This is a genomic window from Micromonospora sp. NPDC048169 (assembly GCF_040652815.1).
GTDB lineage: Bacteria > Actinomycetota > Actinomycetes > Mycobacteriales > Micromonosporaceae > Micromonospora.
Genome location: NZ_JBEZMS010000010.1, coordinates 133,680 through 159,586, shown reverse-complemented (window position 1 = coordinate 159,586; position 25,907 = coordinate 133,680). Strand labels below are relative to the sequence as shown.

General features: G+C 73.4%; 24 protein-coding genes. 10 read left to right on the top strand and 14 right to left on the bottom strand.

Annotated features, from left to right (window positions below; genetic code table 11):
- From AB0D28_RS12025 to AB0D28_RS12005, 5 genes are all read right to left on the bottom strand, one after another.
- Entirely contained in the window at positions 1-939 is a 939-nt protein-coding gene (locus AB0D28_RS12025) for a dihydrodipicolinate synthase family protein (RefSeq protein WP_357384910.1), read from the bottom strand.
- Positions 936-2,003 (bottom strand): ABC transporter ATP-binding protein, encoded by a 1,068-nt coding sequence (locus AB0D28_RS12020; RefSeq protein WP_357384908.1) that lies wholly within the window; start codon positions 2,001-2,003, stop codon positions 936-938. The genes AB0D28_RS12025 and AB0D28_RS12020 overlap by 4 nt, the downstream gene beginning before the upstream one ends.
- Positions 2,000-3,958, bottom strand: a complete 1,959-nt coding sequence (locus AB0D28_RS12015) for a dipeptide/oligopeptide/nickel ABC transporter permease/ATP-binding protein (protein WP_357384906.1) — start codon at positions 3,956-3,958, stop codon at positions 2,000-2,002. Before AB0D28_RS12015 ends, AB0D28_RS12020 begins: the two co-directional genes overlap by 4 nt.
- Positions 3,958-4,914 carry an ABC transporter permease gene (locus AB0D28_RS12010; protein WP_357384904.1) on the bottom strand — a complete coding sequence of 319 codons (957 nt, stop codon included), beginning with the start codon at positions 4,912-4,914 and terminating at the stop codon, positions 3,958-3,960. The genes AB0D28_RS12015 and AB0D28_RS12010 overlap by 1 nt, the downstream gene beginning before the upstream one ends.
- 102 nt (positions 4,915-5,016) lie before the next feature.
- Positions 5,017-6,642: an ABC transporter substrate-binding protein gene (locus AB0D28_RS12005; protein ID WP_357384902.1), complete on the bottom strand. Its 1,626-nt coding sequence runs from the start codon at positions 6,640-6,642 to the stop codon at positions 5,017-5,019.
- Positions 6,643-6,780: 138 nt separating this feature from the next.
- On the opposite strand from AB0D28_RS12005, the gene AB0D28_RS12000 reads away from it, so the two are divergent.
- The 5 genes from AB0D28_RS12000 (at position 6,781) to AB0D28_RS11980 (ending at position 12,162) form a co-directional block, all read left to right on the top strand.
- The gene (locus AB0D28_RS12000; protein WP_357384900.1) at positions 6,781-7,512 is read left to right on the top strand and encodes an FCD domain-containing protein; all 732 of its coding nucleotides are present in this window, start codon (positions 6,781-6,783) and stop codon (positions 7,510-7,512) included.
- 122 nt (positions 7,513-7,634) lie between these two features.
- Entirely contained in the window at positions 7,635-8,603 is a 969-nt protein-coding gene (locus AB0D28_RS11995; protein WP_357384898.1) for a hypothetical protein, read from the top strand.
- 58 nt (positions 8,604-8,661) lie between these two features.
- A complete protein-coding gene (locus AB0D28_RS11990; protein ID WP_357384896.1) occupies positions 8,662-9,156 on the top strand; it encodes a hypothetical protein in 495 nt (164 codons plus the stop codon).
- Between the two features lie 114 nt (positions 9,157-9,270).
- Positions 9,271-10,269 carry a helix-turn-helix domain-containing protein gene (locus AB0D28_RS11985; protein ID WP_357384894.1) on the top strand — a complete coding sequence of 333 codons (999 nt, stop codon included), beginning with the start codon at positions 9,271-9,273 and terminating at the stop codon, positions 10,267-10,269.
- Between the two features lie 183 nt (positions 10,270-10,452).
- A complete protein-coding gene (locus AB0D28_RS11980) occupies positions 10,453-12,162 on the top strand; it encodes an exo-alpha-sialidase (RefSeq protein ID WP_357384892.1) in 1,710 nt (569 codons plus the stop codon).
- Between the two features lie 42 nt (positions 12,163-12,204).
- On the opposite strand, the gene AB0D28_RS11975 is transcribed toward AB0D28_RS11980, so the two are convergent.
- Genes AB0D28_RS11975 through AB0D28_RS11945 form a run of 7 tightly spaced genes read right to left on the bottom strand, consistent with a single transcriptional unit; the run spans position 12,205 to position 19,938 of the window.
- Entirely contained in the window at positions 12,205-13,797 is a 1,593-nt protein-coding gene (locus AB0D28_RS11975; RefSeq protein WP_357384890.1) for an amidohydrolase, read from the bottom strand.
- A gap of 29 nt (positions 13,798-13,826) precedes the next feature.
- Entirely contained in the window at positions 13,827-14,225 is a 399-nt protein-coding gene (mnhG, locus tag AB0D28_RS11970) for a monovalent cation/H(+) antiporter subunit G (RefSeq protein ID WP_357384888.1), read from the bottom strand.
- Positions 14,222-14,485, bottom strand: a complete 264-nt coding sequence (locus AB0D28_RS11965; protein ID WP_354873039.1) for a monovalent cation/H+ antiporter complex subunit F — start codon at positions 14,483-14,485, stop codon at positions 14,222-14,224. The genes mnhG and AB0D28_RS11965 overlap by 4 nt, the downstream gene beginning before the upstream one ends.
- Positions 14,482-15,084, bottom strand: a complete 603-nt coding sequence (locus tag AB0D28_RS11960; protein ID WP_357384886.1) for a Na+/H+ antiporter subunit E — start codon at positions 15,082-15,084, stop codon at positions 14,482-14,484. Before AB0D28_RS11960 ends, AB0D28_RS11965 begins: the two co-directional genes overlap by 4 nt.
- Positions 15,081-16,652 (bottom strand): Na+/H+ antiporter subunit D, encoded by a 1,572-nt coding sequence (locus AB0D28_RS11955; protein ID WP_357384883.1) that lies wholly within the window; start codon positions 16,650-16,652, stop codon positions 15,081-15,083. The genes AB0D28_RS11960 and AB0D28_RS11955 overlap by 4 nt, the downstream gene beginning before the upstream one ends.
- Positions 16,649-17,107 carry a Na(+)/H(+) antiporter subunit C gene (locus AB0D28_RS11950; protein ID WP_357384881.1) on the bottom strand — a complete coding sequence of 153 codons (459 nt, stop codon included), beginning with the start codon at positions 17,105-17,107 and terminating at the stop codon, positions 16,649-16,651. Before AB0D28_RS11950 ends, AB0D28_RS11955 begins: the two co-directional genes overlap by 4 nt.
- A complete protein-coding gene (locus tag AB0D28_RS11945) occupies positions 17,104-19,938 on the bottom strand; it encodes a Na+/H+ antiporter subunit A (RefSeq protein ID WP_357384879.1) in 2,835 nt (944 codons plus the stop codon). Before AB0D28_RS11945 ends, AB0D28_RS11950 begins: the two co-directional genes overlap by 4 nt.
- Before the next feature lie 191 nt (positions 19,939-20,129).
- On the opposite strand from AB0D28_RS11945, the gene AB0D28_RS11940 reads away from it, so the two are divergent.
- Positions 20,130-21,080: a hypothetical protein gene (locus AB0D28_RS11940; protein WP_357384973.1), complete on the top strand. Its 951-nt coding sequence runs from the start codon at positions 20,130-20,132 to the stop codon at positions 21,078-21,080.
- A gap of 115 nt (positions 21,081-21,195) precedes the next feature.
- Entirely contained in the window at positions 21,196-22,422 is a 1,227-nt protein-coding gene (locus AB0D28_RS11935; RefSeq protein WP_357384877.1) for a helix-turn-helix domain-containing protein, read from the top strand.
- A 7-nt stretch (positions 22,423-22,429) separates the two neighbouring features.
- On the opposite strand, the gene AB0D28_RS11930 is transcribed toward AB0D28_RS11935, so the two are convergent.
- Positions 22,430-22,660, bottom strand: a complete 231-nt coding sequence (locus AB0D28_RS11930) for a potassium transporter TrkA (RefSeq protein WP_357384875.1) — start codon at positions 22,658-22,660, stop codon at positions 22,430-22,432.
- Between the two features lie 450 nt (positions 22,661-23,110).
- Between AB0D28_RS11930 and AB0D28_RS11925 the strand changes: the two genes are divergently transcribed.
- From AB0D28_RS11925 to AB0D28_RS11915, 3 genes are read left to right on the top strand one after another with little or no spacing between them, the layout of a single operon-like run.
- Complete coding sequence (locus AB0D28_RS11925) at positions 23,111-23,956, top strand: cell shape-determining protein MreB (protein ID WP_357384873.1); 846 nt, start codon at positions 23,111-23,113, stop codon at positions 23,954-23,956.
- Positions 23,953-24,264 (top strand): TraR/DksA C4-type zinc finger protein, encoded by a 312-nt coding sequence (locus AB0D28_RS11920; RefSeq protein ID WP_357384871.1) that lies wholly within the window; start codon positions 23,953-23,955, stop codon positions 24,262-24,264. The genes AB0D28_RS11925 and AB0D28_RS11920 overlap by 4 nt, the downstream gene beginning before the upstream one ends.
- Positions 24,265-24,313: 49 nt before the next feature.
- Positions 24,314-25,261 carry an acyltransferase domain-containing protein gene (locus AB0D28_RS11915; RefSeq protein ID WP_357384869.1) on the top strand — a complete coding sequence of 316 codons (948 nt, stop codon included), beginning with the start codon at positions 24,314-24,316 and terminating at the stop codon, positions 25,259-25,261.
- Positions 25,262-25,313: 52 nt separating this feature from the next.
- Here AB0D28_RS11915 and AB0D28_RS11910 read toward each other — a convergent pair whose 3' ends face one another.
- A complete protein-coding gene (locus tag AB0D28_RS11910) occupies positions 25,314-25,871 on the bottom strand; it encodes an adenylate kinase (RefSeq protein WP_357384866.1) in 558 nt (185 codons plus the stop codon).
- Positions 25,872-25,907: the final 36 nt, after the last annotated feature.

Genomic DNA, 25,907 nt, shown 5'->3' with positions numbered 1-25,907 from the left:
TCAGAGCAGCCCGGCCAGTTCCAGCTGGGTACGCACGCGGCCCGTCTCGGCGGCGTCCAGCGGCCGCAGCGGCAGCGACACCGCGTTTCCGGCGATGACGCCGAGCAGGGACAGCGCGGTCTTGAACGCGCCGACGCCCCGGGTAGCGCCTGCCGAGGTGGCCGGGTCGGCGGCGTCGACGATGCGGAACAGCCGGGTCAGCCGGTCCTGCTCCCGGCGGGCGGCGGTCCAGTCGCCGGCCACACAGGCGCGGTGCAGCCGCACGTACCCGGCCGGGTCCACGTTGCCCAGTCCGGGCACCGAGCCGGAGCCGCCCGCGAGCATCATCGCGTCGACCACCACCTCGTGGCCGGTGAGCAGGCTGAAGTCCCGTTCCGGTGCGTGCTCGGCGACGGCCAGCGCCAGCTGGCGGAACGCGACGTCGTCGCCGCTGGAGTCCTTGACGCCTGCAAGCACGCCGTCGGCGGCGAGCCGGGTCAGCAGGTCGACGGAGAGCTTGCTGTGCACGCAGACCGGGATGTCGTACGCCAGCAGGGGAAGCTCGACCGCCGCGGCGACCGCGCGGAAGTGCCGCTCGATCTCGTGCGGGCCGACGATGGCGTAGAACGGCGCGGTCACGACCAGGCCGTCCGCGCCGAGGCGGGTGGACGCCTCGGCCCGCTCCACGACCCGGCGGGTGGTGGGTTCGATGCAGCCGGCGATGACCGGCACGGCACCGCCGGCGGTCTTCACGATGGTCTCCAGTGCCAGGTCCCGCTGCCGGTCGGTGAGGAAGACCGTCTCGCCGGAGCTGCCGAGGGCGAAGATGCCGTCGACACCGGCGTCGAGCAGCCACTCGACCAGCCGTTCCAGGGAGCGGACGTCGACCTCGCCCTCCTCGGTCAGAGGGGTCACGGCCGGCGGCACGACTCCGGCGAACCGCGGGGCTGGGGTGGTCACAGGTTCTCCTCGACAGACTCAGATGTGGTGCGGCCGGTCGCCGAGGTGGCGAGCGCGACCAGTTCGGTGTTCGCGGTGCCGGCGGGCACCGGGTGGTGACAGCGGAACTCGTGGCCCTCGCCCTCGGCGGGGCGCGGCGCCGGCATGTCCACGGCGCAGCCCTCGGTGGCGGCCCAGCAGCGGGTCCGGAACGGGCAGCCGCTCGGCGGCCGGGTCGCCGACGGGACCGGGCCGACCAGCGGAATGGGCTCGATCGGTGACAGCAGACCCGGCGTGGCCGAGAACAAAGCCCGGGTGTACGGGTGCCGGCCGCCCTCGGGCAGCAGGTCGGCGGGGGTCTGCTCGACGATGCGGCCGAGGTACATGGTGACCACCCGGTCGCTGACCCGCTTGACGGTCTGGATGTCGTGCGACACCAGCACCATCGCCAGGCCGAGCCGGTCCTTGAGGTCCAGCAGCAGGTTGAGGATCTGGGCCCGCACCGACACGTCGAGCGCGCTCGTCGGCTCGTCGGCGATCACCAGCCCCGGTTCCAGGGCCAGCGCGCGGGCGATGGACACCCGCTGGCGCTGCCCGCCGGAGAGCTGGCTGGGCAGCACGTCGGCGACCGAGCGGGGCAGGCCCACCAGGGCCATCAGCTCGGCCACCCGCTGCTCGCGCTGCTGCCGGGTGCCCCGGCGGTGCACGTCGAGCGGGTCGCGCAGGATGTCGCGTACCGGCATGCGGCGGTTCAGCGACGTGGCCGGATCCTGGAAGATCATGCCGACGCCGGCGCCGATGTGCTCGCGCCGCTCGGCGGCGCTCATCGACCACACGTCCTTGCCGGCGAACGACACCGTGCCGGCGGTCGGCCGTTGCAGGCCGACGAGCACCTTGGCGAGCGTGGACTTGCCGCAGCCGGACTCGCCCACGATGCCGACCGTCTCACCGGCCCGGATGACCAGGTCGGCGCCGGTGAGCGCGTAGACCTTCTCCCGGCTGAACATGCCGCCGCCGCGCGCGGCGTGCACCACGTGCACGCCGCTCAGTTCGGCGATCGGCCGGTGCTCGGCGGTGGCGCTCATCGGGCCGGCTCCTTCTCGCTGACGGTGACGGCGGGGTGGTGGCAGGCGTACCCGTGACCGTCCGTGCCGGCCAGGGCGGGCGCGGTGTCCCGGCAGATCTCGGTCGCCATCGGGCAGCGGTCGGAGAACCGGCAGCCCTTCGGGAAGTCGGCCGGTGACGGCACCACGCCGCGGATCTGGGTGAGCCGTTCCGCGCCGGTCTCCAGGGACAGGACGGAGCCGAGGAGGCCGCGGGCGTAGTGGTGGGCGGGTGCCTCCATCACGTCGGCGGTCACGCCGGTCTCCACGATCTGCCCGCCGTACATGACCACGACCCGGTCGCAGACGTCGCTGACCAGGGCGAGGTCGTGGCTGACCAGGATGAGGGCGAAGCCGAGCCGCTCGCGCAGGTCCAGCAGAAGCTTCATCACCTGGGCCTGCACGGTGACGTCGAGCGCGGTGGTCGGCTCGTCCGCGATGATCAGCTTCGGGTCGCGGGACAGCGCCATAGCGATCACGACGCGCTGCCGCTGCCCGCCGGACAGTTCGTGCGGGTACGCGGCGAGCGTGCGCCGCGGGTCCAGCCCGACCAGCCGCATCAGCTCCTCGGCCGAGCGGGTGCCGCCGCGGCGGATCATCTGGGCGAGCTGGGCGCCGACGCGCAGCGCCGGGTTCAGCGCCGACAGCGCGTCCTGGTAGACCATGGCGATCTCGCGGCCCATCAGGGCGCGGCGGCCCCTGGCGTTCAGCGTCAGCAGGTTCGTGTCCTGGAAGCGGATCTCGCCGCGTACCCGGGCGCCCTGGGGCAACAGGCCCATCACGGCCAGGACGCTGAGCGACTTGCCCGAGCCGGATTCCCCCACCAGGCCGACGACCTCGCCGGGGCGGACGTCGAAGGAGAGCCCGTCGACGATGTCCACGCCGCGGTGGCGGCCGGCGAAGCCGATGGACAGGTCGCTGACCTGAAGGACCGGCTTGCCCTGCGGCAGCGGGCGGGCGCGCTCGCGCAGCCGCTGTGCCGCCTCGGCGAGACCTGGCAGCTCGACCACCTCGCCGGTGCCGGGCTTCGCCTGCTCCAGCGCGTCACCGCTGGTGGTGGACGTGGCGCGGCGCGCCGCCGGCGCGGCCCACGCGTCGGACATGCCCTCGGAGAGCACGTTGAGCGCCAGCACGGTGAGCAGGATCAGCAGGCCGGGGAAGAACGTGGCCCACCAGCCGCCGATCTGCACCATCTCCTTGCCGAACGCGATCACCGAGCCCCACGAGGAGGCCGCCTCCTGCGGGGCGAGTCCGCCGCCGATGAAGGACAGCGACGCCTCGAAGACGATCGCGTCGGCCACCATGACGGTGACGAAGACGAGGATCGGGGCGGCGCAGTTGCGCAGGACGTGCCGCCAGAGGATGTGCGGTCGCCGGGCGCCGATGATCCGCTCGGCGGCCACGTAGTCCTCACCGTACTGGGACAGCACGTTGGCGCGGACGATGCGCGCGACCGACGGGGTGAACACGAAGCCGATCGCGATGACGAGGACCAGCAGGCTGTTCTTGCCGAACGAGATGATCAGCAGCGCGGAGAGCACGATCGCCGGGAACGCCATGACCACGTCGAGGCAGCGCATGATGATCTCGTCGACGGCGGTGCGGCTGCTTCCGGCGATCGCGCCGAGGATCGCGCCGAGCACCAGCGCGATGCCGGCCGCGCCGAAGCCGACGATCAGCGAGCGCCGGGTGCCGGCGACCAGCCGGGAGAAGACGTCGCGGCCGAGCTTGTCCAGGCCGAACCAGAAGTCGCCGTTCGGGCCGGTCAACGCCGGCCCGAGCCCGGTCTGGGTGGGATCGTGGCGCAGCAGCAGCGGGGCGAGCACGCCGACCACGACGATGAGCGCGACGAAGCCGAGCGCGAACCGGGCCGCGAGACCGAGCCGGGCGAAGGCCATGCCGGGGCGGGACAGCCGCGTGGCGAGGGAGCGGCGCATCAGTGGCCTCCGCGCAGTCGGGGGTTGGCGAAGAGGTAGAGGATGTCGACGACCAGGTTCACCAGGACGAAGCCGAGCGCGATGGTCAGCACGGTGCCCTGGGCGAGCGCCGTGTCGTTCTGCTGGACGGCGCTCATGATCTGGGTGCCCATGCCTGGTAGCGAGAAGATCGCCTCGATGACGACGGTGCCGCCGATGAGGTAGCCGATCCGCAGGCCGAGCGCGGTGAGCGGGTTGACAAGCGCGTTGCGCAGCACGTTGCGGCCGATCACCACGCGCGGCGGCAGTCCGGCGCCGATCGCGGTGCGGACGTAGTCCTTGTCGAGTTCCTCGACCATCGACGTGCGGACGATGCGGGCCAGCGAGCAGCCGACCGGTACGGCGAGCGCCAGCGCCGGCATGGTCAGCGACTGCAACCACAGGCCGACCGAGTCGGCGGGGTTGACGTAGCCGCCGGTCGGGAAGATCGGGCGGCGGACCGAGAACTCCTGGATGAACAGCAGGGCGAGCCAGAACGAGGGCGTGGCGATGCCGGCCATGGAGACGATCCGGATGACCTGGTCGGGCCAGCGGTCCCGGTACAGGGCGGCCGGGATGCCGAGGGCCAGCGCGATGACGAGCGCGCCGACGACGCCGAGCGCGGTGAGCTGGATGGTAAGCGGCAGCGCCATAGCGATCTTCTCGGCGACCGGGACCGACGGCGGGAACGTCATGCCGAGGTCGCCGCGGACGAGGTCGCCGAGGAAGTGCAGGTAGCGCAGCGGCAGCGGGTCGTTCAGGCCGTTGGCGGCGCGGAACGCCTCGACCTGCGCCGGCGTGGCCTGGTCACCGAGGACTGAGAGCGCCGGGTCGATCGGGGAGAACTGCATGATCACGAAGACGAAGAGCGTGATGCCCAGCACCAGGGGGATCAGCGTCAGGAATCGTCGTGCGACCAGGTTCAGGACGGTCAGCATGGATTCTCTTTCTCGTGGCGGGGGCGCCGGGACGCCCGCCCGGCCGCACGGGTCACGTGGGCCGGGCGGGACGTCTGCGGGGCCGGAACCCCGCGCGTGGGCTCAGCCGGTCCGGCCGGTGCCCAGGAAGTACAGGCCGGTGGTGGAGGCGCCGGAGAAGCCGTCCACCTTGGCCGGGTCGTACGCGGTGACGACCTTGGTGTGCAGGATCGGGTAGAGCGGCACCTGGTCCGCCGCCATGTCCAGGGCCTGCTTCCACAGCGCCTTGCGGGCCGCCTCGTCGGAGGTCTGCGCGGCCTTGTCCAGCAGGTCGCCCATGGCCTTGCGGTCGGCGTCGCTCCAGCGGTAACGCTGGCCCGGCCAGGTCTCGCCGAAGTAGTACCAGCGCATCAGCAGGTCGGTGTCGACGCCGAAGACGCTCGGGTCACCGGTGGCCATGAGCACCCGGAAGGTGTCCTTGGGCACGATGTCGCCGTAGATGGCCGAGGACGGCACGGTGTTCAGCGTGGCGGTGACGCCGATCTTCTTCCACTGCTCGATGACCAGCGGGGCGACGTCCTTGACCACCGAGCTGTCGGTGGTGTCGAGCCGGAACGACAGGTTGGTGACGCCGGCCTCCTGGAGCAGGGCCTTGGCCTTGTCCGGGTTGTAGTCGTAGACGGTGCCGGCCTTCTGGTAGGCCTTGTTGCCCTCGTCGAGGTAGCTGGTCGCCGGGCTGCCGTAGCCGTTGAGCGCGGTCTTGATGACCGCCTCCTTGTCGATGGCGTAGTGCAGGGCCTGGCGTACGCGCTTGTCGCTGAACGGCGCGGCGGAGTTGTTGAACATGAGGAAGACCTGGTTGAAGGCCTGCTTCACGTCGATCGTGTACTTGTCCTTGAGCGAGTCCACGTTCAGGTACGGCACGGCCTCGATGGCCTGCACCCGGCCGCCCTGGAGGTCCGACACGCGGGCCGACGCCTCGGTGGTGGTGTTCCACGTCATCGTCTCGACCTTGGCGGCGCGCGGGCCGTTGTAGTTCGCGTTCTTGCTCAGCTTGATGCCGGATTCCTTGGACGCGCTGTCCACCTTGAACGGGCCGGAGCCGATCGGCGCGGTGTCGAACGCCTTGGCCGCGGCCGCGTCACCGGTCTTCGCCTTGGGGACGATCTTGATGACCGCGATCCGCTCGCTGAACAGCGCGAACGGGTACTTCAGCGTGAACTCGACGGTCGAGGCGTCCTTGGCGGTGACGGTGTCGATGAAGGAGACGAAGCCCTGCATGAGCGGCGGCGCCTTCGGGTCCGCGGGCTTGAGCACGCGGGTGAAGGACCAGGCCACGTCCTCGGCGGTGACCGGGGTGCCGTCGGAGAACTTCGCGCCGTCGCGCAGCGTCACGGTGTAGGTCCGGCCGTCGGCCCCGGGGGTCGGGTCGCTCTTGGCCAGGGCGTTGTAGGGTTCCCGCGTGATCGGGTCGAGGTCGACGAGGCCCTCGAAGACGTGCTGGTTGACCGCTGTCGCCACGGCCGAGGAGGCGTTGCTGGGATCGAAACCGCTGGAGAGCGTGAAGGCCAGCGTCGCCTCGATCGACGTGCCCCCCTTCCCGTCGCCCACGGCGTTTGTCGAGGCGGGACCGCCGCTGCAGGCCGCCAGCGCGACCGCGAGGCCGCCCGCGAGGGAGGCGACGGTCAGGGAGCGGACGCGGCCGCGCAGGGCGCGCCGGCTCCTCGACGGCTTACCGGTGGTGCTCACGTAGCTGCCTCCATAGGCTCTTCATGCGCTCGCGTGACCGCTCGCGCTCGGGGATGTGAAGCATAAGGTGTATGACGTCTGACGTCTGATGCCGGTAGGGTGAGAGTGACAGATTCGGGAACGAAGGGCAAGGGGCAGATGACGACCATTGACGCCAGTCCGCTACGCGGCGCCGAGCGGCCCAGCCCTCGCCGGCAGGAGGTGGCGACCAGGATCAAGGAGTACATCCTGCGCAACCGCCTGAAGCCGGGAAACCTCCTGCCCACCGAGACGGAACTGTGCGAGGCGGTCGGTGCCAGCCGGTCCAGCGTCCGCGAGGCGGTCAAGATCCTCTCCGCGCTCGACATCGTGGAGGTACGCCACGGCCACGGCACGTTCGTCGGCCGCATGTCGCTCAACGCCCTGGTGGAGAGCCTGACGTTCCGGGGCCTGCTCAGTGGCGAGGACGACCATCACGTCCTGGCCCAGGTAGTCGACGTCCGCCAGACGCTGGAGCAGGGCCTGGCCGCCACCGTCATCGACGCGCTGGACGAGCAGCACCGGTCGGAGCTGTCCGCGCTCGCCGACGAGATGCACAGCCGGGCCGCCCAGGGCGAGGACTTCCTCGACGTCGACCGCGCCTTCCACCTGAAGCTGATGGAACCCCTCGGCAACGACCTGCTGGTCCAGTTGACAGAGGCGTTCTGGCAGGTGCAGGCCATCGTCGCGCCCACCCTGCGCACCGAGCCGGAGGACCGGGTCATCACCGCCCAGCGGCACCAGGCGATCGTCGCCGCCCTCACCGCCGCCGACGCGGCGGCGCTGCGCTCGGCCATCGCCGAGCACTACGCGCCCATCCGGGCGAGCATCGCCCGCGCCGCGCAGCCCTGATCCGCCGTACGCCGGGACCTGTCGTTCGAGCCTGATCGAAGCCCCCTGTCCCGGGGCACCCCCGGTGCCGAAGCTGTCTGTGACGGGCGCGTCGGGCGCCCCGGACGGCCGAGGTGGGTGTCATGGCGGTGGTGTCGCGCCGGTCGCGGTCCTGGTGGTACGCGGTAGCGGTGCCGGCCGTGCTCGCGGCGGCGGTGGCCGGGGCGCTGGGCGCGAGCCGGGACGCCGCGCCGCCGCCCGCTGACCACGGCGCGACCGCACTGCCACCGGACCCGAGCGCGCCGGCCGTGTCCGCTCCGGCCGCGTCCGCCCCGCCCGCTGAGGTGCTGTACGCCGCCGAGCAGGTGCTGATCCGCGACTGCATGCAACGGCGCGGGTTCCGCTACTGGCCGGTCCCCCGGCAGCCGGTGCCGGAACTGCGCGAGTTCCCGTACGTCCTGGACGACGTGTCCTACGCCCGCCGGTACGGATACGGCGGCGCCCTGGAACGCCGGCTCCAGGAGACGATCGCGGCCGACCCGAACGTGCGGTACGCCCGGGAGCTGCCACCGGAGCGCGGCGCCGCCGCCGTACGCGCGCGCAACGGCGACCCGGGCGAGCCGGATGCGCTGCGCGTGACGCTGCCGGCGGGCGGGGTGCTGCGCCGCAGCAGTCACAGCTGTACCTCCGAGGCGGAGCGACAGCTCTATCGCGACCTGCCGGGCTGGTACCGCGTCACCCGGATCACCGACAACCTCGCCGGCCCGCGCGTCGGGCGGGTGCTCGCCGACCCCCGCTACGCCGACGGCGTGCGGGCGTGGCGGCGGTGCATGCGGGCCGCCGGACACGACGTCGCGGACCCGGCGTCGGCCCGCGCGTCGGCGCCGGAGCCGACTCCCGTCACGCCCGGCTCCGTCACGCCCGGCGAGATCAGGCTGGCGGTGGCGGAGGCGACCTGCGCCACGCGGACCGGGCTCGGCCGGCTCGCCCGGCGGCTCGACGCCGAGCACCGTCGGGCCGTCGACTCCCGGTTCCGCACCGAGATCGCGGACCGGCTCCGCCTGGAGGCCGACGCGCTGCCACGGGCCCGTGCCGCGCTGGCCGCCGGCTGACCCACCCACGACGTCCGTGGCAGCCCGCCACGGAAGGAACCGACCGGAGGGAAACACCATGAGAGCAGTACGCGCCGTGCTGGCCACAGTGGTCGCGGCGGCAGCCGCGCTGGCCTTCACCGCCACCGCCGCCCAGGCCGCGCCCCGGCCGACCCCACACGCGGACACCGCGCAGCGCGCCGCCGCGGGCAGCGGGTACCTCTACGTCAGCCAGGACGCCGGCTGGGCGGGCCGGTGGTGCTGGTGGTACAACGCCGACAACAACTGGGACACGATCAACACGGCGGAGAACGCCAACTGCGACAACAACAACCGGGCCAGCATGCGCAACCTGGCGTCGTCGGCGTGGAACGACTCCAACAGCGGCCGGCCGGTCGCCCTCTACATCCACCCCGACTACACCGGCGCGTACGCCTGTCTCGGCGCCGGCGACGCGTGGGACAACCTCACCGGCGTCTGGTTCACCTGGGGCTCCAACCGCGACGGTTACATGGCCAACGCCAACGACAACATCGCCTCCCACCGCTGGCGGTCCAGCTGCGGCGCCGGCTGAGACACCTCGGGGCGGCAGCCGTACGGCTGCCGCCCCATCGCCGTCATTCGGTGATGGACATCAATGTCAGGGACGAGACTGAGCGCGGTGGCGCATGCGGGAACACTGTGCGTCATGGGGACGCTACGCATCCACTTCACGGCCGGGGACCTCAGCCGCACCCGGCTGGCGGCCCGGCCGGATCCACTGTGGGAGATCATCTGTAGCCTGCACCGCCTCCAGACCCGGGCCGGCCACGCGGCTTACGCCCGCTGGCACCGGCAGGTGCGCCCCGACCTGCAACGAGCCGGCCTCGTCCCGGTCCTCCGCGAGCGGCTGCTGCCGATCGCGCCGCTCAGGCGGTACTTCCCGGACTTCCTCACCCCCGGCCCGGTCACCGACCCCGACGAGGGCATCGACCTGGTTCTCGACACCCCGGCCCGGCGGATCCGCACCGAACTGGGGCGGATGGTGACTCCCGTCGACAGCCCCTGGCTGGTCGATCTGGCCGCCGGCCGACCCGCCGCCCGGCACTGCCTCGGCGACGCGCTGCGTGCCTACTTCCGGGTCGCACTCGCTCCGCACTGGACGCAGGTCACCTCCGCCGTCTCCGGTGACCGGGCCCTGCGCGGGGCATGGGTCCTCGACGACGGCGCCGGGCGCATCCTCGACGACCTGAGCCCGGAGACCTCCTGGGATCCCCCGGTGCTGTCCGTGCACGGCTACCCGGAGGACCGGGAGATGCGTCTCGACGGCCGGGGGATCACGCTTGTCCCGTCGTACTTCTGCTGGCATGCGCCGATCACGCTGGCCGACCCGGAGTTGCCGCCCACGCTTGTCTACCCGGCGTGCCGGCAACGATCGGAACCGACGCCGCCGACCGGCCCGCAACGCCGGCTCGGCCCACTGCTCGGCCACACCCGGGTGGCGGTGCTGCGCGCCGCCGCCGGCGGCGCCACCACCGGCGAGCTGGCCCGGCGCGCTCGCATCTCGCCGGCCACCACCAGCCATCACACCACCATCCTGCGCGAGGCCGGCCTGATCGTCAGCCAGCGGCACGGCAACCTGATGCTGCACCGGCTCACCGCGTTGGGCGAGGCGCTGCTCGGCGAGGCGCCCGGGCGCGATCGCTGAGGGCTCTCGGCGCCGTATCGGACGTCGACCGGAACCGATCCTTGACGGGCCGGGGCGGATCCGCCTAGCGTGCAGACATCGGACATCTGACGTCAGATAGTCGATCCGATCCCCCTCCCCCGTCCCGGAAGGAACCACGTGTCCCCTCGCCGCGCCATGCCGCGCCGGGCAACCGTCCTCGCGGTGGCCGCCCTGACCCTGCTCTCCGTACTGCCCACCACGGCGGCCCAGGCCGCCGCCCCGGCCGGAGTGACGGCCACCGCCGGCACCGACTGCACCACCGGCCGGCTGCTGCTCGACCTCGACAACCGCAGCACCACCGCGCAGACCTACACCGTCACCTGGCCCGGTCGCACCGGCTCGCCGTGGACCCGCACGGTCGCCGCCGGCAGCAGCGCCGAGCTGTACTGGACGCTGTCCCCCGGCACGCCGTACACGCTGCGCACCACGACCCCGACCGGCCTGGACGACACCACCAGCGGCATCTTCCACTGCGGCACCGGCATGTCCGCGCTCACCAGCTTCGACTGCACCAACGGCCGCCTCCAGCTCGCGCTGGAGAACCGCACCACGACCGCCCGGGACTTCACCGTCACATGGGCCGGGCGCACCGGCTCACCGTGGACCCGGACGATCGCCGCCGGGGGCAACTACCCGCACTACTGGACCGTCGGCGCCGGCACCCCGTACACGCTGCGCGTCACCGCGCCCGGCTTCGACACCACGCTGCGCGGCACCACCTCCTGCGACCTGGCCACCGGCAACCCGCAGATGACAAGCACCACGCTGCTCACCACGCAGACCGTGATCCGCGACCTCAACGGCGCGGGCGGCCGGTACGACGGCACCGTCGCCTCGGTCCGCATCCCCGGCCTGGCGGTCACCAACAACGGCACCGTGATCGCCGTGGCCGACGCCCGGGTCAACGGCTCGTACGACCTCGGCGGCGGCACCAACAACATCCAGATCGTGATGATCCGCAGCACCGACGGCGGCCGGACCTTCGAGCAGCCCCGCGTCATCCACGCCCCGCCCACCACCAGCGAGGGCGTCGGCGACCCCAGCCTGCTCGTGGACCGCGCCACCGGCGTCGTCTACTGCTTCTTCACCTACTCCCCCCGGCCCGGCATCAGCTTCTGGTCCGGCGGCTCCGGCCTGAACACCGCCGACGACCCGAACAGCATGCACCTGCGCTACATCACCAGCCGGGACAACGGCGCCACCTGGAGCGCCCCGGTCGAGCTGAACCCGGCCGTCAAGGACCCCACCTGGCGGCAGGTGTTCTTCTCCTCCGGCCACGGCATCCAGACCAGCACCGGCCGCCTCATCCAGCCGATCGCCTACCGGGACTCGGCCGGCACCAGCCACGCCGCGAACATCTACAGCGACGACCACGGCGTGACCTGGCGGCGCGGCGGATCCGCCGGCGGGAACATCAACGAGAGCAAGGCGATCGAACGCGGCACGGGCGCGGTGGTGCAGAACATGCGGCACAACTCGACCCGCAGCCGGTTCTACGCCACGTCCCCCGACGGGGCCGCGACGTTCGGTGCGGCGACGGCGAGCGCCCTGCTGCCCGACCCGCTCTGCAACGCCGACGAGATGTCCTACCTGCGCCCGTCCGAGGTCGGCGCGAACCGGGCGCCGGTGCGCACCCGCACGGCGCTGTTCAGCAACAACGCGCACCCGACCGCGCGCAACGACCTCACCGTACGGCTGTCGACCGACGACGGCGCGAGCTGGCCGGCGCGGGCGCTGGTCAAGCCCGGCGGCGCCGGCTACTCGACGATGGCGGTGCTGGCCGACGGCACTGTCGGCAACCTGTACGAGGTGGGCAACACCGGCGGCATCTACTTCGCCCGGTTCAGCCTCGACTGGGTGAAGGGCGCCTGACCGCCGGGTCCCGCCCGGACAACAGCGTCCGGGCGGGACCGGTCAGCGCTGCCAGCGGACCACGCCGCCGACCACCGTGAGCGCCACTGTCAGGTCGCGCAGCCGCTGCGCCTCCACCCGGTACGGGTCGGTGGGCAGCACGATGAAGTCGGCGAGCATGCCCTGGCGCAGCCGGCCCTTCAGGTGCTCCTCGTAGGAGGCGTACGCCCCGGCCTCGGTGAAGCAGCGCAGCGCCGAGTCCAGGTCGAGCCGCTCGTGCGGGTCGACGCCGCCCGGCGGGGTGCCGTCGGGCTGCTGCCGGGTCACCGCGGCGTGGATGCCGAAGAACGGATCGGGATCCTCCACCGGGGCGTCCGAGCCGAACGCCACTGTGGCGCCGGCGTCCAGCAGGCTGCGCCAGGCGTACGAGGCCAGGCCCCGGCCGGCGAGCATCCGGGTGGTGAGCGGGATGTCGCTGGTGCAGTGCGTGGGCTGCATCGAGGCGATCACCCCGTGGTGGGCGAGCAGCGGCACGTCGGCCGGCAGCAGGTGCTGGGTGTGCTCGATCCGGTGCCGCAGCCGGGCCGCCGGACCGGGTTGCGCCGACTCGCGCCAGCGCGCGTACGCCCGCAGCACCATCCGGTTCGCCGCGTCGCCGATGGCGTGCGCCGCCACCGCGATCCCGGCCCCGGCCGCGCGCGCCACCAGCCGCTCGAACTCCTCGGCCGGGGTGACAGCGATGCCGTGGTTGCCGGGTTCACCGTCGTACGGCTCGGTCATCAGGCAGGTGTGCGAGCCGAGCGCGCCGTCGGTGAAGATCTTCACCGGGCCGGTGCTCAGCCAGCGGTCCCCGTCCCCGGTGGCCCAGCCGCTGTCGATCGCCTCGTCCAACGCCGTGGCCGGAATCGTCTTGTGCACCCGCAGCGGCAGCTCACCCCGCGCGTACAGCGTCTCGTAGGCGGCGCGGGCATCCTGCCCGTCCAGGTCGTGGATGCTGGTCAGCCCGGCGGCGAGCAGCCGGGGCAGGTGGGTACGCAACTGTGCGACCAGGTCACCGGCGTGCGGGGAGCGCACCACCGCGTACGCCGCGTCCGCCGCCGCCTCGCGCAGGATCCCGGTCGGCTCGCCGTGCTCGTCCCGGGCGATCTGCCCGCCGGGCGGGTCGGGGGTGGCCGCGTCGATGCCGAGCCGGGCCAGGGCCGCGCTGTTCACCCAGATGGTGTGGCCGTCGATGCTCGGCAGCGCCGCCGGCCGGTCCGGGCAGGCCCGGTCCAGGTCGATGCGGTCCGGCTGCACCGGCCGGGTCCATCTGTTGCTGTCCCACCCGCCGCCGAGCAGCCAGGCGTCCGGTGGCAGCGTGGCGGCGTGTCCCGCGATCCGGGTCAGCGCCTCGTCGAGGCTCGCCGTGCCGCGCAGGTCCGCCTGGTCCAGCCCGCGCACGTAGGACGCCGCGTGGATGTGGCTGTCGATCAGGCCGGGCAGCACGGCCATCCCGTCGAGGTCGACCCGGCGTGCGCCGCCGCCGGCCCGGTCCCGGCACTCCGCGAGATCACCGACGGCGACGATCCGCTCGCCGCGGACCAGCATCGCCTCGGCGTACGGGCGGGCCGGGTCGAGGGTGTGGATGCGGGCGTTCTCGTAGACAGTGCCGCTCATGGGCTCCCCTGTTCCGGCGCTCGCGATCGTCAGGGCGTGTGGACCGGCGACGTCTCCCACGGCTCACCGGCCCGGTCGGCGCGGATGCGGTCGATGTGACCGGCCAGCTCGTCGGTGATCAGCAGGTCCCGACGGATGTCGTCGTGCGGGTAGGCGGTCCGCCCGACCATGTGCGCGGCCACCGGGGCGGTGGCGAGCTGGAACAGGCCGACCAGCACCAGCGTGGTGATGTCCACCCCGGTACGCAGCCGCAGCGCGCAACCGAGCAGCACCAGCAGCAGTCCGAGCACCTGCGGCTTGGCCGCGGCGTGCATGCGCGACAGCACGTCCGGGAACCGGACCAGCGCGATGCCGGCGGCGAGGCAGAGCAGCGCGCCCGCGATCAGGCAGGCACCGGCGACGGTGTCCAGGACCGTGTCGAGGCTCATTTCGGGTTCCTCCGCGCGGCGAAGCGGGCGACGCTCACCGAGCCGACGAAACCGACCAGGGCCAGGACCACGAGCACCGGCAGCGCGGTGGCGTCCCGGCTGTAGGCCGCCTCGGTCGCGATCGCCGCGACAGCGACGGCGAGCAGCACGTCGGTGGCGACCGCCCGGTCGAGGATCGACGGGCCGCGGATGATGCGGACCAGGGTGAGCCCACCGGCAGCGACGAGCAACAGGGTGACGATCACGGCGACGACTGTCACGTCGGTGCCCCTTCCAGGTCGACCGACCGGGACGGCCCGGCGGGTGCGGATCGGCGGACCAGCTCCAGTTCCTCGGGCGAGCCGACGGCCGCCACGATGCGCTGCTCCAGTTCCAGCACGCTCTGGCGGAAGCGCTCCACCTCGTCGCGGCTGCGGATGCCGATGACGTGCACGTAGAGCGTGCCCGTGCTCCGGTCGGCCTCCACGATCAGGCTGCCCGGCACCAGCGACAGGGCTTCGGCGTTGAGGGTCAGGTTGAGGTCGGTGTTCACCCGCAGCGGCACCCCGATGATCGCCGACTGGGGGTGGTTGGACCGGACGGCCAGCCAGGCGATCTGCGCGGACGCCACGACCAGGTCGCGCAGGAAGCGCGCCAGGAACCTCAGCAGCGGCACCGGCCGGATCCGGCCGGCGAACGTCACCGGTGGCAGCGGGAAGACCACGAGCAGCACCGCGGCGACGACCAGGCCGCTTATCACGTTCGCCCAGCTGAAGGTGCCCCACAGCAGCACCCAGACGGTGACCAGGCCGGTCACGGCGATCGCTCGGTTGCGCCAGCGGTCACGGGCGGTCAGCGGCGCTTTCGGCTGACTGGTCACGGCGGTCCCTCCGGGAACACGGCCTCCACGTACGGGGCACGGCGCAACAGGTCGTCGGCGGCGTCGGTGCTGATCTCGAACAGTGGCCCGGCCACCACTGTCAGCGCCAGACCGAGCACCACCAGGGCGGCGGTCGGCACGGTCATCAGCCGGGGCAGTACGGCACCGGCCGGCGAGGCGCCCTCGTGCGGCTGCTCGGCGCCCTCGGTCCGGGCCGCCCGGTCGGCGTCGCCGGGCCCCGGCATGTCCGGGTGCGGGGCCCGCCAGAACGCCAGGTTCCACACCCGGGCGATGGCGTAGAGCGTGAGCAGGCTGGTCAGCAGCCCACCGGCGACGAGCGCCCAGGCCAGGAACCCGCCGTCGTCCACGCCGGCCTGCACGAGACCGAGCTTGCCGAGGAACCCGGAGAACGGTGGTATGCCGGCCAGGTTGAGGGCGGGCACGAAGAACAGCAGCGCCAGCAGCGGCGACAGCCGGGCCAGCCCGCCGAGGCGGTCCAGCGCGGTGCTGCCCCCGCGCCGTTCGACCAGGCCGGCGGCGAGGAACAGCGTGGTCTGGATGGTGATGTGGTGCACCACGTAGAAGATCGCCGCGGACAGGCCGAGCGGGGTGGTCAGGCCGACCCCGAACAGCATGTAGCCGATGTGGCTGACCAGCGTGAACGACAGCAGCCGTTTGATGTCGGACTGGGCCACCGCGCCCAGGATGCCGACCACCATGGTCAACGCCGCTATCACCATGAGCAGGTCGGCGGTGCGGCCGCCGGGGAACAGCAGCGTCTCGGTGCGGATGATCGCGTACACGCCGACCTTGGTGAGCAGGCCGGCGAAGACCGCTGTGACCGGCGCGGGCGCGGTCGGGTAGCTGTCCGGCAGCCACGCCGACAGCGGGAACACCGCCGCCTTGATCCCGAACGCGAGCAGCAGCATGCCCTGCAGGACCAGGCGCAGGTCGTCGGGGAGCGCGTCCAGGCGGTCGGCGAGCTGGGCCAGGTTCAGCGTGCCGGTGGCGGAGTAGACCAGGCCGATCGCCACCAGGAAGATCAGCGACGACAGGAGGCTGACCACGACGTACGTGGTGCCGGCCCGGATCCGCGTCTCCGTGCTGCCCAGCGTCAGCAGCACGTAGCTGGCCACCAGCAGGATCTCGAAGCCGACGTAGAGGTTGAACAGGTCGCCGGAGAGGAACGCGTTGCACACGCCGGCGGTCAGCACGAGGTAGGTCGGGTGGTAGACCGACAGCGGCGTCTCCTCGTTGCCGTCGGCCATGCCCTGCCCGATGGAGTAGACGAGCACGCACAGCGTCACCGAGGCGGAGACCACGAGCATCAGCGCGGCGAGCTGGTCGGCGACGAGCACGATGCCCATCGGCGCGGCCCAGCCGCCCACCTCCACCACCAGCGGGCCGTCCAGCGACGAGCGGACCAGCAGCAGAGCCGCGACCGCGACGGTGGCCGCGAGCACCACGATGCTTACCCACCGCTGGATGCGGGCCCGCCGGGCGAGCAGCAGGGTGAGGGCCGCGCCGAGCAGCGGCATCACCACCGGCAGCGGAACGAGCCAGGTCATCGGCCCCCCTCCGCCTCGGCGGCGGCCAGGACCCGCGCCTCGGGACTGCCGTCGGCCACGTCGGCGTCGGCGGTGCCGGGGCCCTCGTCCCGGTCGGCCAGCTCCATGATGCGGCGGTCCTCGACGTCGTCCTGCACCTCGTCGTGGCCGTTGAGGTGCCAGCTGCGGTAGGCGAGGGCGAGCAGGAAGGCGGTCATGCCGAGCGTGATGACGATCGCGGTCAGCACCATCGCCTGGGGCAGCGGGTCGGACATGTCCTCCTCGGCGGAGGTGCCGACGATCGGCGGGCCGCCCGCCCGGCCGCCGGTGAGCAGCAGCAGGTTCGCGCCGTTGCCGAGCAGGATGACCCCCATGAGGACGCGGGTGAGGCTGCGTTCCAGCAGCAGCGTGACCCCGGTGGCGAACAGGACGCCGATCACCAGGATGTAGACCAGGTTGGGGATGTTCGGGCTCACACCAGCTCCTCTTCCCGTACGCCGGCCGGTTCGTTCTCCTGCTCGTCGTCCTCCTCCTGGCGGTCCATCTCGGCGCCCAGGCTGCGCAGGATGTCCAGCACCAGGCCGACCACGATGAGGAAGACGCCGACGTCGAAGAACACGGACGTGACGAAGTGGACGTGGCCCAGCAGCGGCAGGTGGAAGTCGAGCGTCGCGCTCTGCAGGAACTCGCCGCCCAGCAGCATCGCGACGACGCCGGTGCCGACCGCGACGAACAGTCCCGCGCCGAGCACGAACCCGGCGTCCACCGGCGCGGCGCCGTTGAGTTCGGTACGCCCGCCCGCCAGGTATCGCACCGCGAGGCCGAGGCCGGCGACCAGCCCGGCGGCGAACCCGCCACCCGGCGCGTTGTGGCCGGAGAAGAGCAGGTAGATGGCGAACAGCAGGATGGCGTGGAAGAGCAGCCGGGTGACGACCTGGAGGATCACCGACTGCTGCCGGGAGGTCGCGCCGGTGGTGAGCCAGCGCGGACGCGACGACTGCTGCCGGCCGGCGCCGGGGATGCCGCTGCGCAGGTCCAGCGCGCGGGTGCCGCGGAAGATCAGGCTGGCCACGCCGGTGGCGGCCACCACCAGCACCGCGATCTCGCCCATCGTGTCCCAGGCGCGGATGTCGACGAGCGTCACGTTCACCACGTTCTTGCCGCCGCCGTAGGACACCGCCTCGTCCGGGAAGCCGGCCGAGATCGGCGTGGCCGTCCGGCTGCCCGCCGCGACGTACGCCATGCCGGCGGTGACCAGGCCGACGGCCACGCCGAGCGCGACGCGGAACCGCCGGGTGGCGCGGATCGGGCGGGCCGAGAACCGGCGCGGCAGGCGGCGAAGCACCAGCACGAACATCACGATCGTGACGGTCTCCACCAGGAACTGGGTGAGCGCCAGGTCCGGCGCGCCGTGCAGGATGAACAGCAGCGCCGTGCCGTAGCCGGTCACCCCGACCAGGATCATCGCGGTGAGCCGGCGGCGGGCGCGGGCGGCCACCAGCGCGGCGACGACGACCACCGCGCCCGCGACGGCCTGCAACGGCGTGTCCCACAGCTGGAACCGCTGTGCCCAGGGCACGCCGGCCAGCAGCGCGCCGCCCGGCATGATCACCAGCACCAGCAGGATGACGCCGAGGTAGAACGGCAGGGATCCGCGCTGGGTGGCGCCGGTGAGCTCCACCGCCGCGCGGTCGACGGCGCTCGCCAGCCGGTCGTAGCCGGTGGCGCCGTCGAAGGGCAGCCGGGCCAGGTACGGACGGCGGCGGTGCAGCAGGAGGAACAGCGCGACGCCGCCGGTGACGGCCAGCGCGGACAGGCCGAGGGCGGGCGTCAGCCCGTGCCAGAGCGCCAGGTGGTAGCCGGGGTCGGCGGTCGGGAACTGGTCGGCGTACGGGGCGAGCACCCGGTCCACCGCCGGGGCGCCGATGCCGACCGCGAGGCCGGCCAGGGCGAGCACCGCCGCCGGGCCGATGAACGCCGGCTCGATCCGGTGCGGCCGGGTCTCCGCGACGCCGGGCTTGGCGGCGAACGCGCCCCAGAGGAAGCGCAGCGTGTACGCCACCGTCAGCGCCGAGCCGACGACCACCCCGGCGAGCACCAGCAGCTCGACGGTCCCGCCGTGCAGGAACGCCTCCAGCGCGGCCTCCTTGGCCACGAAGCCGAACAGCGGCGGCAGGCCGGCCATGGAGGCGGCGGCGAGGCCGGCGACGGCCGCCAACACCGGCGCCCGGCGACCCAGACCGCTCAGTTCGCGCAGGTCACGGGTGCCGGTGACGTGGTCGACGACGCCGACGACGAGGAAGAGGGTGGCTTTGAACAGGGCGTGTGCCAGCAGCATCGCGGCGCCGGCCAGCGCGGTGTCCCGGGTGCCCGCGCCGAGGATCACCATGAGCAGGCCGAGCTGGCTCACGGTGCCGTACGCCAGCAGCAGCTTGAGGTCGACCTGCCGCAGCGCCGTCCACCCGCCGAGGAACAGTGTGATCAGGCCGCCGGCGAGCAGGACCGCCCGCCACACGGTGGCCTGGCCGACCGCCGGGCCCATCAGCGCGGCCAGGAACACACCCGCTTTGACCATGGCGGCGGCATGCAGGTAGGCGCTGACCGGCGTGGGCGCGGCCATCGCGCGCGGCAGCCAGAAGCTGAACGGGAAGATCGCCGACTTGCTCGTCACGCCGAGCAGGACGAGCACCAGCGCGACGGTGAGGTAGCCGCCCTCGGGCAGGTTCCCGGAGATCTCGGACCACCGGTACGAGCCGGCGTGCTGGCCCAGCATCACGAACCCGGCGAGCATCGCCAGGCCGCCGAGCGTGGTCACCAGCAGCGCCTGCATCGCGGCCCGCCGGCTCTCCCGCTTGGTGGGATCGCTGCCGATCAGCAGGTACGAGAAGACGGTGGTCAGTTCCCAGAACACGTAGAGCAGCAGCAGGTCGTCGGAGACCACCAGGCCGAGCATCGCGCCGGCGAACGCGACGAACACCGCGGCGAACCGGCCGAGGCTGGGATCGTCGGAGTCGAAGTAACGCGCGCTGTAGACCAGCACGAGCGCGCCGACACCGCCGACGAGCAGCACCAGCAGCCAGGACAGCGTGCCCATCCGCAACGCGAGGTCCAGCCCGAGCTGCGGCACCCAGGTGACCGTCTCGACGACGGGCCGGCCAGAGCGGACCGCCTCGGTCCGGGTCAGCGCCCAGACCAGCGCCGCGGCCGGGACGGCGGCCAGCAGGTAGAGCGCACGTCTACCGAGGAGGCGTACCAGCACGGGGGCGGTCACGGCTGCGAACGCATGGACCGCCACCAGAACCAGCACACACACTCCTCAAGATCGACCTGCGGTACGTCAACCCTAACCGGCCAGGCCGCGAGACGGTATGTCGAGAGAATCACGCGAACGTGTCGTGTCAGCTCCGCTCTGTTTCGGGTAAGGAGTGAGGTTTGGTCTGCCCGGTACACCGGTCGGCGTCCGGCGGGCGCCCCGATAGGGTGGTCGGCGTGCTGCCGATGCGAGCCGCCCTGGCGGGCACCACCGGGAACGCGATGCTGATGGGCCTCGCCGAGGTCAGCACGCCGCTGGGTTGGGTGCTCCTACCGGGCCTGCTCGGCGTCTCGGCCCGGCCCCGGGTGGCGGTGCTGGTGTCGGCCTGGGCGGGCGCGCTGGTAGTGCTGTCGGTCGTCGTACCGGTCATCCCCGGCCACCGCAGCGATCCGCAGGCGCTGCTCGCCTCGGCGGTCAGCCTGGCCGCGGTGCCGGCCCTGGCCTGGGCCCGCCGCCGGACACGGACCGCGACCGTGGCGCGCGCCGCCGGCCCGCCGGACGTCGCGGTGTTCACCGTGCCGGCCGGCCCCGGACGCGCCGCGCTGGCGATCTGCGGCACACCCGGGGAGATCGGTGCCGCCGTTCCGCTGCGCGGCGGCGGCCTGCTCGCCCTGATCGGCACGGTCACCGGCGCGGCACTGGACACCCCCGCCGGGCGCCGGGCCGTCGAGCAGACCTTCCGCCGCCACGCCCGGCCGGGACGCACGCTGCCGGACCTCGCCGGCGTGCTCGACCGGGCGGTACGCGATCTCGCCCCGGCGGGTCACCTGCGCGCCACGATCGTGCGGGTGGACCGGGCCGGCGCCGTGGCGGCGGTGCGCTGCGGCTCCCCCGACCTGATCACCGTCGCCGGTGACCGGGGCGAACTCGCGGCGGTGCCGGCCGGTCCGGCGCTCGGCGCCACCGCCCCCGGCGGGGACCTGCGGCCGGCACCGGTCGAGGGCCGCCGGATCGCCGTCCTCGGCGCCGCGTACGCCGACGCGCACCGCCGGCACTGGGTGCGCGTACCCGATCAGGTGACCGCCGCCGACGACGACCCGGCGGTCGCGGCGCGGCGGCTGACCCGGGGTCCCCGGGGTGAGCGGCGAATCGGCCCGGCGCTGGTGATCGACCCCGGCCCGCAGTCGCGGGCATGACGCCGGGCGCGCCCGCCCCCGGACGGGCCGGTCACGCCCGCCGACGCCGGCCCCGCGGCCTACGCTGGGCGCGGTGGGCCGGCCTCCGGCGCGGGCCCCGCACGGGGGGATCGCGATGACCGACAGCGTCCGCCGGCCAGGTCCGGTCGCGGGCGGCGAGGACGAGCAGTGGCTGGCCGAGGTGGCCCGCGAGGCGGGCGCCGACGCCGGTGGCGTGCCGGTGGAGCTGCTCGGCGACTACCTGCGGCTGCTCACCGACGCGGCGGTGACCGGCCGCCGGCCGCGCCGCGCCGAACTCGACGCGGTCGGCGCGCTGGGCCGGCGCGCGGCCGAGCAGGGGATCTCCGCCGGCCGCGCGGTACGCCTCTACCTGTCCGCGGCGCGGCGCGTCTGGCGGCAACTGCCGCACCTGGACCGGTCCGACGACAGCGAGGCGGTCCGCGCCGCCGCCGACGCCGTCCTGCACGTGGTCGACACCGCGGTGGCCACGCTCGCCGAGGGGTACGCGGTGGCCCGCCGGGAACTCGTCCGGCGCGAGGAGTCACTGCGCCGGGAACTCGTCGACGACCTGCTGCGCGGCGACTCCGACCTGGGCGGCCTGGTGGAGCGGGCCGAGCCGTTCGGCCTGGACCTGGCCCGGGTGCACCAGGTCGCGCTCGCCGCGCCCGGCCGCCGGCTGCCGGACACGGAGGCGGCGATCAGCGCGCTGGAGCGGGTCATCTTCGACCGGCTCGGTGACCGGGACGTGCTGGTGGCGACCAAGGAGGGCCTGCTCGTGGTGATCGCCCCGGCGGACCCGGTGACCGCCGACCGGGGCCGTGACGCCGGCCCGTCCGCGAACCTCGGCACGCTGATGCACGGCGAGCTGGACCGCCTGGTGCGGGGCCGGCCGTGGCAGGTGGCGGTGGGCCGCCCGCATCCCGGCGTCTACGGCATCGCCCGCTCGTACGAGGAGGCCCGGGAGGCGCTGACCACAGCACGCCGCCTGCACAGTGAGGCATCCGTGATCGACGCGCACGACCTGCTGATCTACCGGGTGCTGCTGCGTGACCAGCCCGCCATGGTCGACCTGGTCCGGGCGGTGCTGACGCCGCTGGCCCAGGCACGTGGCGGCGCCGAGCCGCTGCTGGACACGCTCAACGAGTACTTCGCCTGCGGCGAGGTCGCCACCGAGGCCGCCCGGCGGCTGCACGTGTCGGTGCGCACCGTCACCTACCGGCTGGCCCGGATCCGGGCGTTGAGCGGCTACGACCCCGCCGACGCGCGGGACCGGTTCACGCTGCACGCCGCCGTGCTCGGGGCGCGGGCGCTGGACTGGCCGCGCCGGCCGCTGCCGGCGTAGGGCCGGCTCAGGCCGGTACGGCGACCAGCTCCGGGAAACCGAGCAGGTTGGCCAGGGCCGACGCCTCGTCGCGGGTGAGGGTCAGCGTGACCATGCGGTCCGGGTCGTCCGGGTCGTCGTGGACGACGTCGCGCCGGCCGCCCACCTGGTAGTCGATCACCCCGATGCGACGGCCCTCCTCGGTGACCAGCGTGTGCCGGACCCCGATGCCGGGGAGGGTCGTACGTTCGATGATCACGGGGACCTCCTTCGGACGCGGTCGCCGCGGGCCCGCCGGCACAGCCGGCGTCAGGGCGACGCGGAAGACGTTCGAGCTGAGCTCGCGTTCTCCATGTGTCAACCATAGCCAGGGGGGATGGGGAGATCCGGGTTCCGGCGACCGGCAATCATCGCGCCCGTTGTTGGCCGGTGGCGTGCAGTGCCGCGCGTGCTGTTCCCGGCGACGCTGGAGGTCCGAGGCGGTACCCGAGCAGCGAGGAGGTGGTGAGCATGACCCGCACGTCGATGGCTCCACCACCGGCGTTCGCCGTTCTCGTCGCGTCCCGACCTGCGAGCGGCGACCAGAAGCGCGTCTGAAGCCCCCGGCCACCGGCGTCGTCGAGTGAATCCGACGCCCGCGGCCCCGGCCACGCCCCTTCCCCGCACCGTCCACCGCCCGGTTGGGCACCCTGATCCGAAAGAGGTCGGTATGCCGCACCCTGTCACCGCCATTCGCCCGCCGGCCCGTACCGGCATGCTGATCGGCCGTTCCCACGGCAGCCGCCCGTCGGTGACCGTCGACGCGGCGCCGATCGCCGTGGACCTCGGCAGCAGCCTGCTGCGGATCTGGCTGGGACCGGGCCGGACGCTGAGCGTCCCGGTCGGGCACGGCCTGCGCAGCCCGGTCGTCCGGCGCGGGCGGATCGTCGACGGTCCGGCCTGCGTCACCGAGCTGCGCCGGATCCTGCGCGACCACCGCACCCCGGTCCCGGTCGGCGCGCTGGTGGTGGCCTGCCGTCCGGTGCTCGCCGCGCCGGCCGAGCAGGAGGCGGCGCGCCGGGTGCTGACCGCCGTCCTCGCGCCGTCCCGGCTGCTGTTCCTCGACAGCGTCCGGGCGGGCGCCATCGGCGCCGGCGCCGCCGCCGGCACGCTGCTGGTCGCCGACATCGGCGCCCAGCTCAGCGAGGTGGCGCTGCTGGAGGACGGCCGGGTGGTCGCCGCCCGGCGGGCCGACGTCGGCACCCGGGACCTGAACCACGCGACGACCGCCGTCATGCTCGCCGACACCACCGCCCGGCTGGTACGCGAGCTGCGGCAGGACGCGGCGCTGCGGCCCCTGGCCCGCGCCGCGCTGGCCCGTGGCCCGGTCGTCATCGGCGACGGCGCCACCCGGCCCGACGTGACCGCCCGCCTGGTGGCCACGCTCGGCGCGACGGTCCACCGGGCCGCGTCACCCCGTACCGCGGCGCTGACCGGCGCCGGCATGGCCGCCATCTCGGCCCTGCGCCACCCGCACGACACCCAGCGCCGCCCGGAAAGGAGCGCCACATCATGACGCACGCCCTCAACCGCACCGACACCCTGCGCGAACTGCTCGACCGGCAGTTCGGCGAGTACACCGACCAGCTCACCGAGCTGACGCTGCACACGCGGCAGCCCGGCCACGGCGGCCACGACCCGGACACGCTGCGCCGGCTGATCGAGGTCGCCCGCCAGGGCGTCGCGGACACCGCACAGGCGCTCAAGCGGATGTCCGAGGGCACGTACGGCGTCTGCGAACGCTGCGGGCAGGACATCCCGACCGCCCGCCTGGAGATCCTGCCCTCGGCCCGCTTCTGCGTGCCGTGCCAGCAACGGCGCTGAGCACCGCACGGGGCTGTTAGAGCGGGCGCCGGCCGGTAGCGTCGTCGCCATGGATGTCGACGACGTCGCCGGCCGGCTCGGCGTGCCCGCCGAGGAGGTCGACCGGGTGCGCCGGCTCGCCGGTGACCTGCCCTCCGCGCCGCTGCCCGCCCGGGCGGACGCGCCCGCGCTGCTGGACCGGCTCGCGGTCCGTCCCGACGACGCCGCCGAGATCCTGGCGGGCTGGCCGGAGCCCGGGTCGCCACTGTGGACGCCGGAGCTGCGCTGGCTGCTCGACCGCTCGATCGCCCTGGTCCGCGCCGACCTCGGTGGTTTCGCCTGGCTGCCACCGGGCCCGGCGCTGCCCCGCGAGCGGGGTCCGGCCTGGCGGCACCTGTACGCCTACGCGTACCTGGCACTGGTCGACGTGGCCCGGGCCTACCACACCGACCACGGCGTGCCCGACGAGGTGTCCTGGACGACGCTCGCCGACCTGGGCAGCAACCTCGCCGTCGACCGGCGGATGAGCGGTGAGGGCTGGCCGGTCATCCAGTGCTGGCTGACGCTGCACGCGCGCGGCGGCATCTACGAACTGGGCCGGCTCCAGCACCAGCGCGGCGACGCCGAGGCGATCGAGCTGCACGTCCCGGACTCGGGACCGCTGACCCCGGAGGCGGTCGACGCGTCGCTGGAGCGGGCCCGCGCGTTCTTCCCGCGCCACTTCCCCGACGAGCGCTACACCGCGTTCTCCTGCGGCTCCTGGCTGCTCGACCCGCAGTTGCGCGAATACCTGCCGGAGGACTCCAACATCGTCCGGTTCCAGCGGCGGTTCACAGTGGAGCCCTACCAGGAACTGCCCGGTCTCGACGGCGACACCGAGATGCTGCGGTTCGTGTTCCGCACCCTGGACACGCCGCTGGACCGGCTGCCGCGCCGCACCGTGCTCCAGCGCGCGGTCGTCGACCACATCCGGGCGGGACGCCACTGGCAGTGGCGCCGGGGCCGCTTCCCGATGTAAGTGGACCGAGGGCTTCGGGTGAGCGGCCCCGCGAGCGGGCAGGTCGTTCACGCTAGGCGCCGGGCCGCGGCACCCGCGGTCCTGCCGGCGCGCCCCGGGCCAGCCAGCCGTCGAGGGCGCCCGGGTCGTCGAACAGCAGCACCGGCGGACCGGCCGGGTCGGCCGCCCAGGCCCGCATGCGCCGGCGCGCCCGGCTGAACCCGGTGACGTGCCACACCAGGACCGAGTCGGGGGACAGCACGCTCCCCCAGGACTCCCGGTTGCCGTTGCAGATCTCCTCGCCGCTCGCCAGCCGCCGCCGCGTGCGCCGCAGCAGCCGGCGGAACGAGACCCCACGCGGATAGTCCAGGCCGATCACCAGGTCGGCGCGGCCGAGGACCACGTCCCGCCACCCGTGGTACGCGCCGTCGAGAATCCAGCTGTCGCGCCGGCAGATCGCCTCGATCCGGCGTCGCTGCTCGGCGACCGGCACCTCGACCCAGCCGGGCTCCCACAGCAGATCGTCGACCGGAAACCAGGGCAGGCCGAACCGCTGCGCCAGATGCGCGGCGAGCGTCGACTTGCCGGAACCGTGGATCCCCTCGACCAGGATGCGGGCCGGGACGGTCATGGCAGCAGCGTAGGCACCGCGCGCACCCGCCGCCGA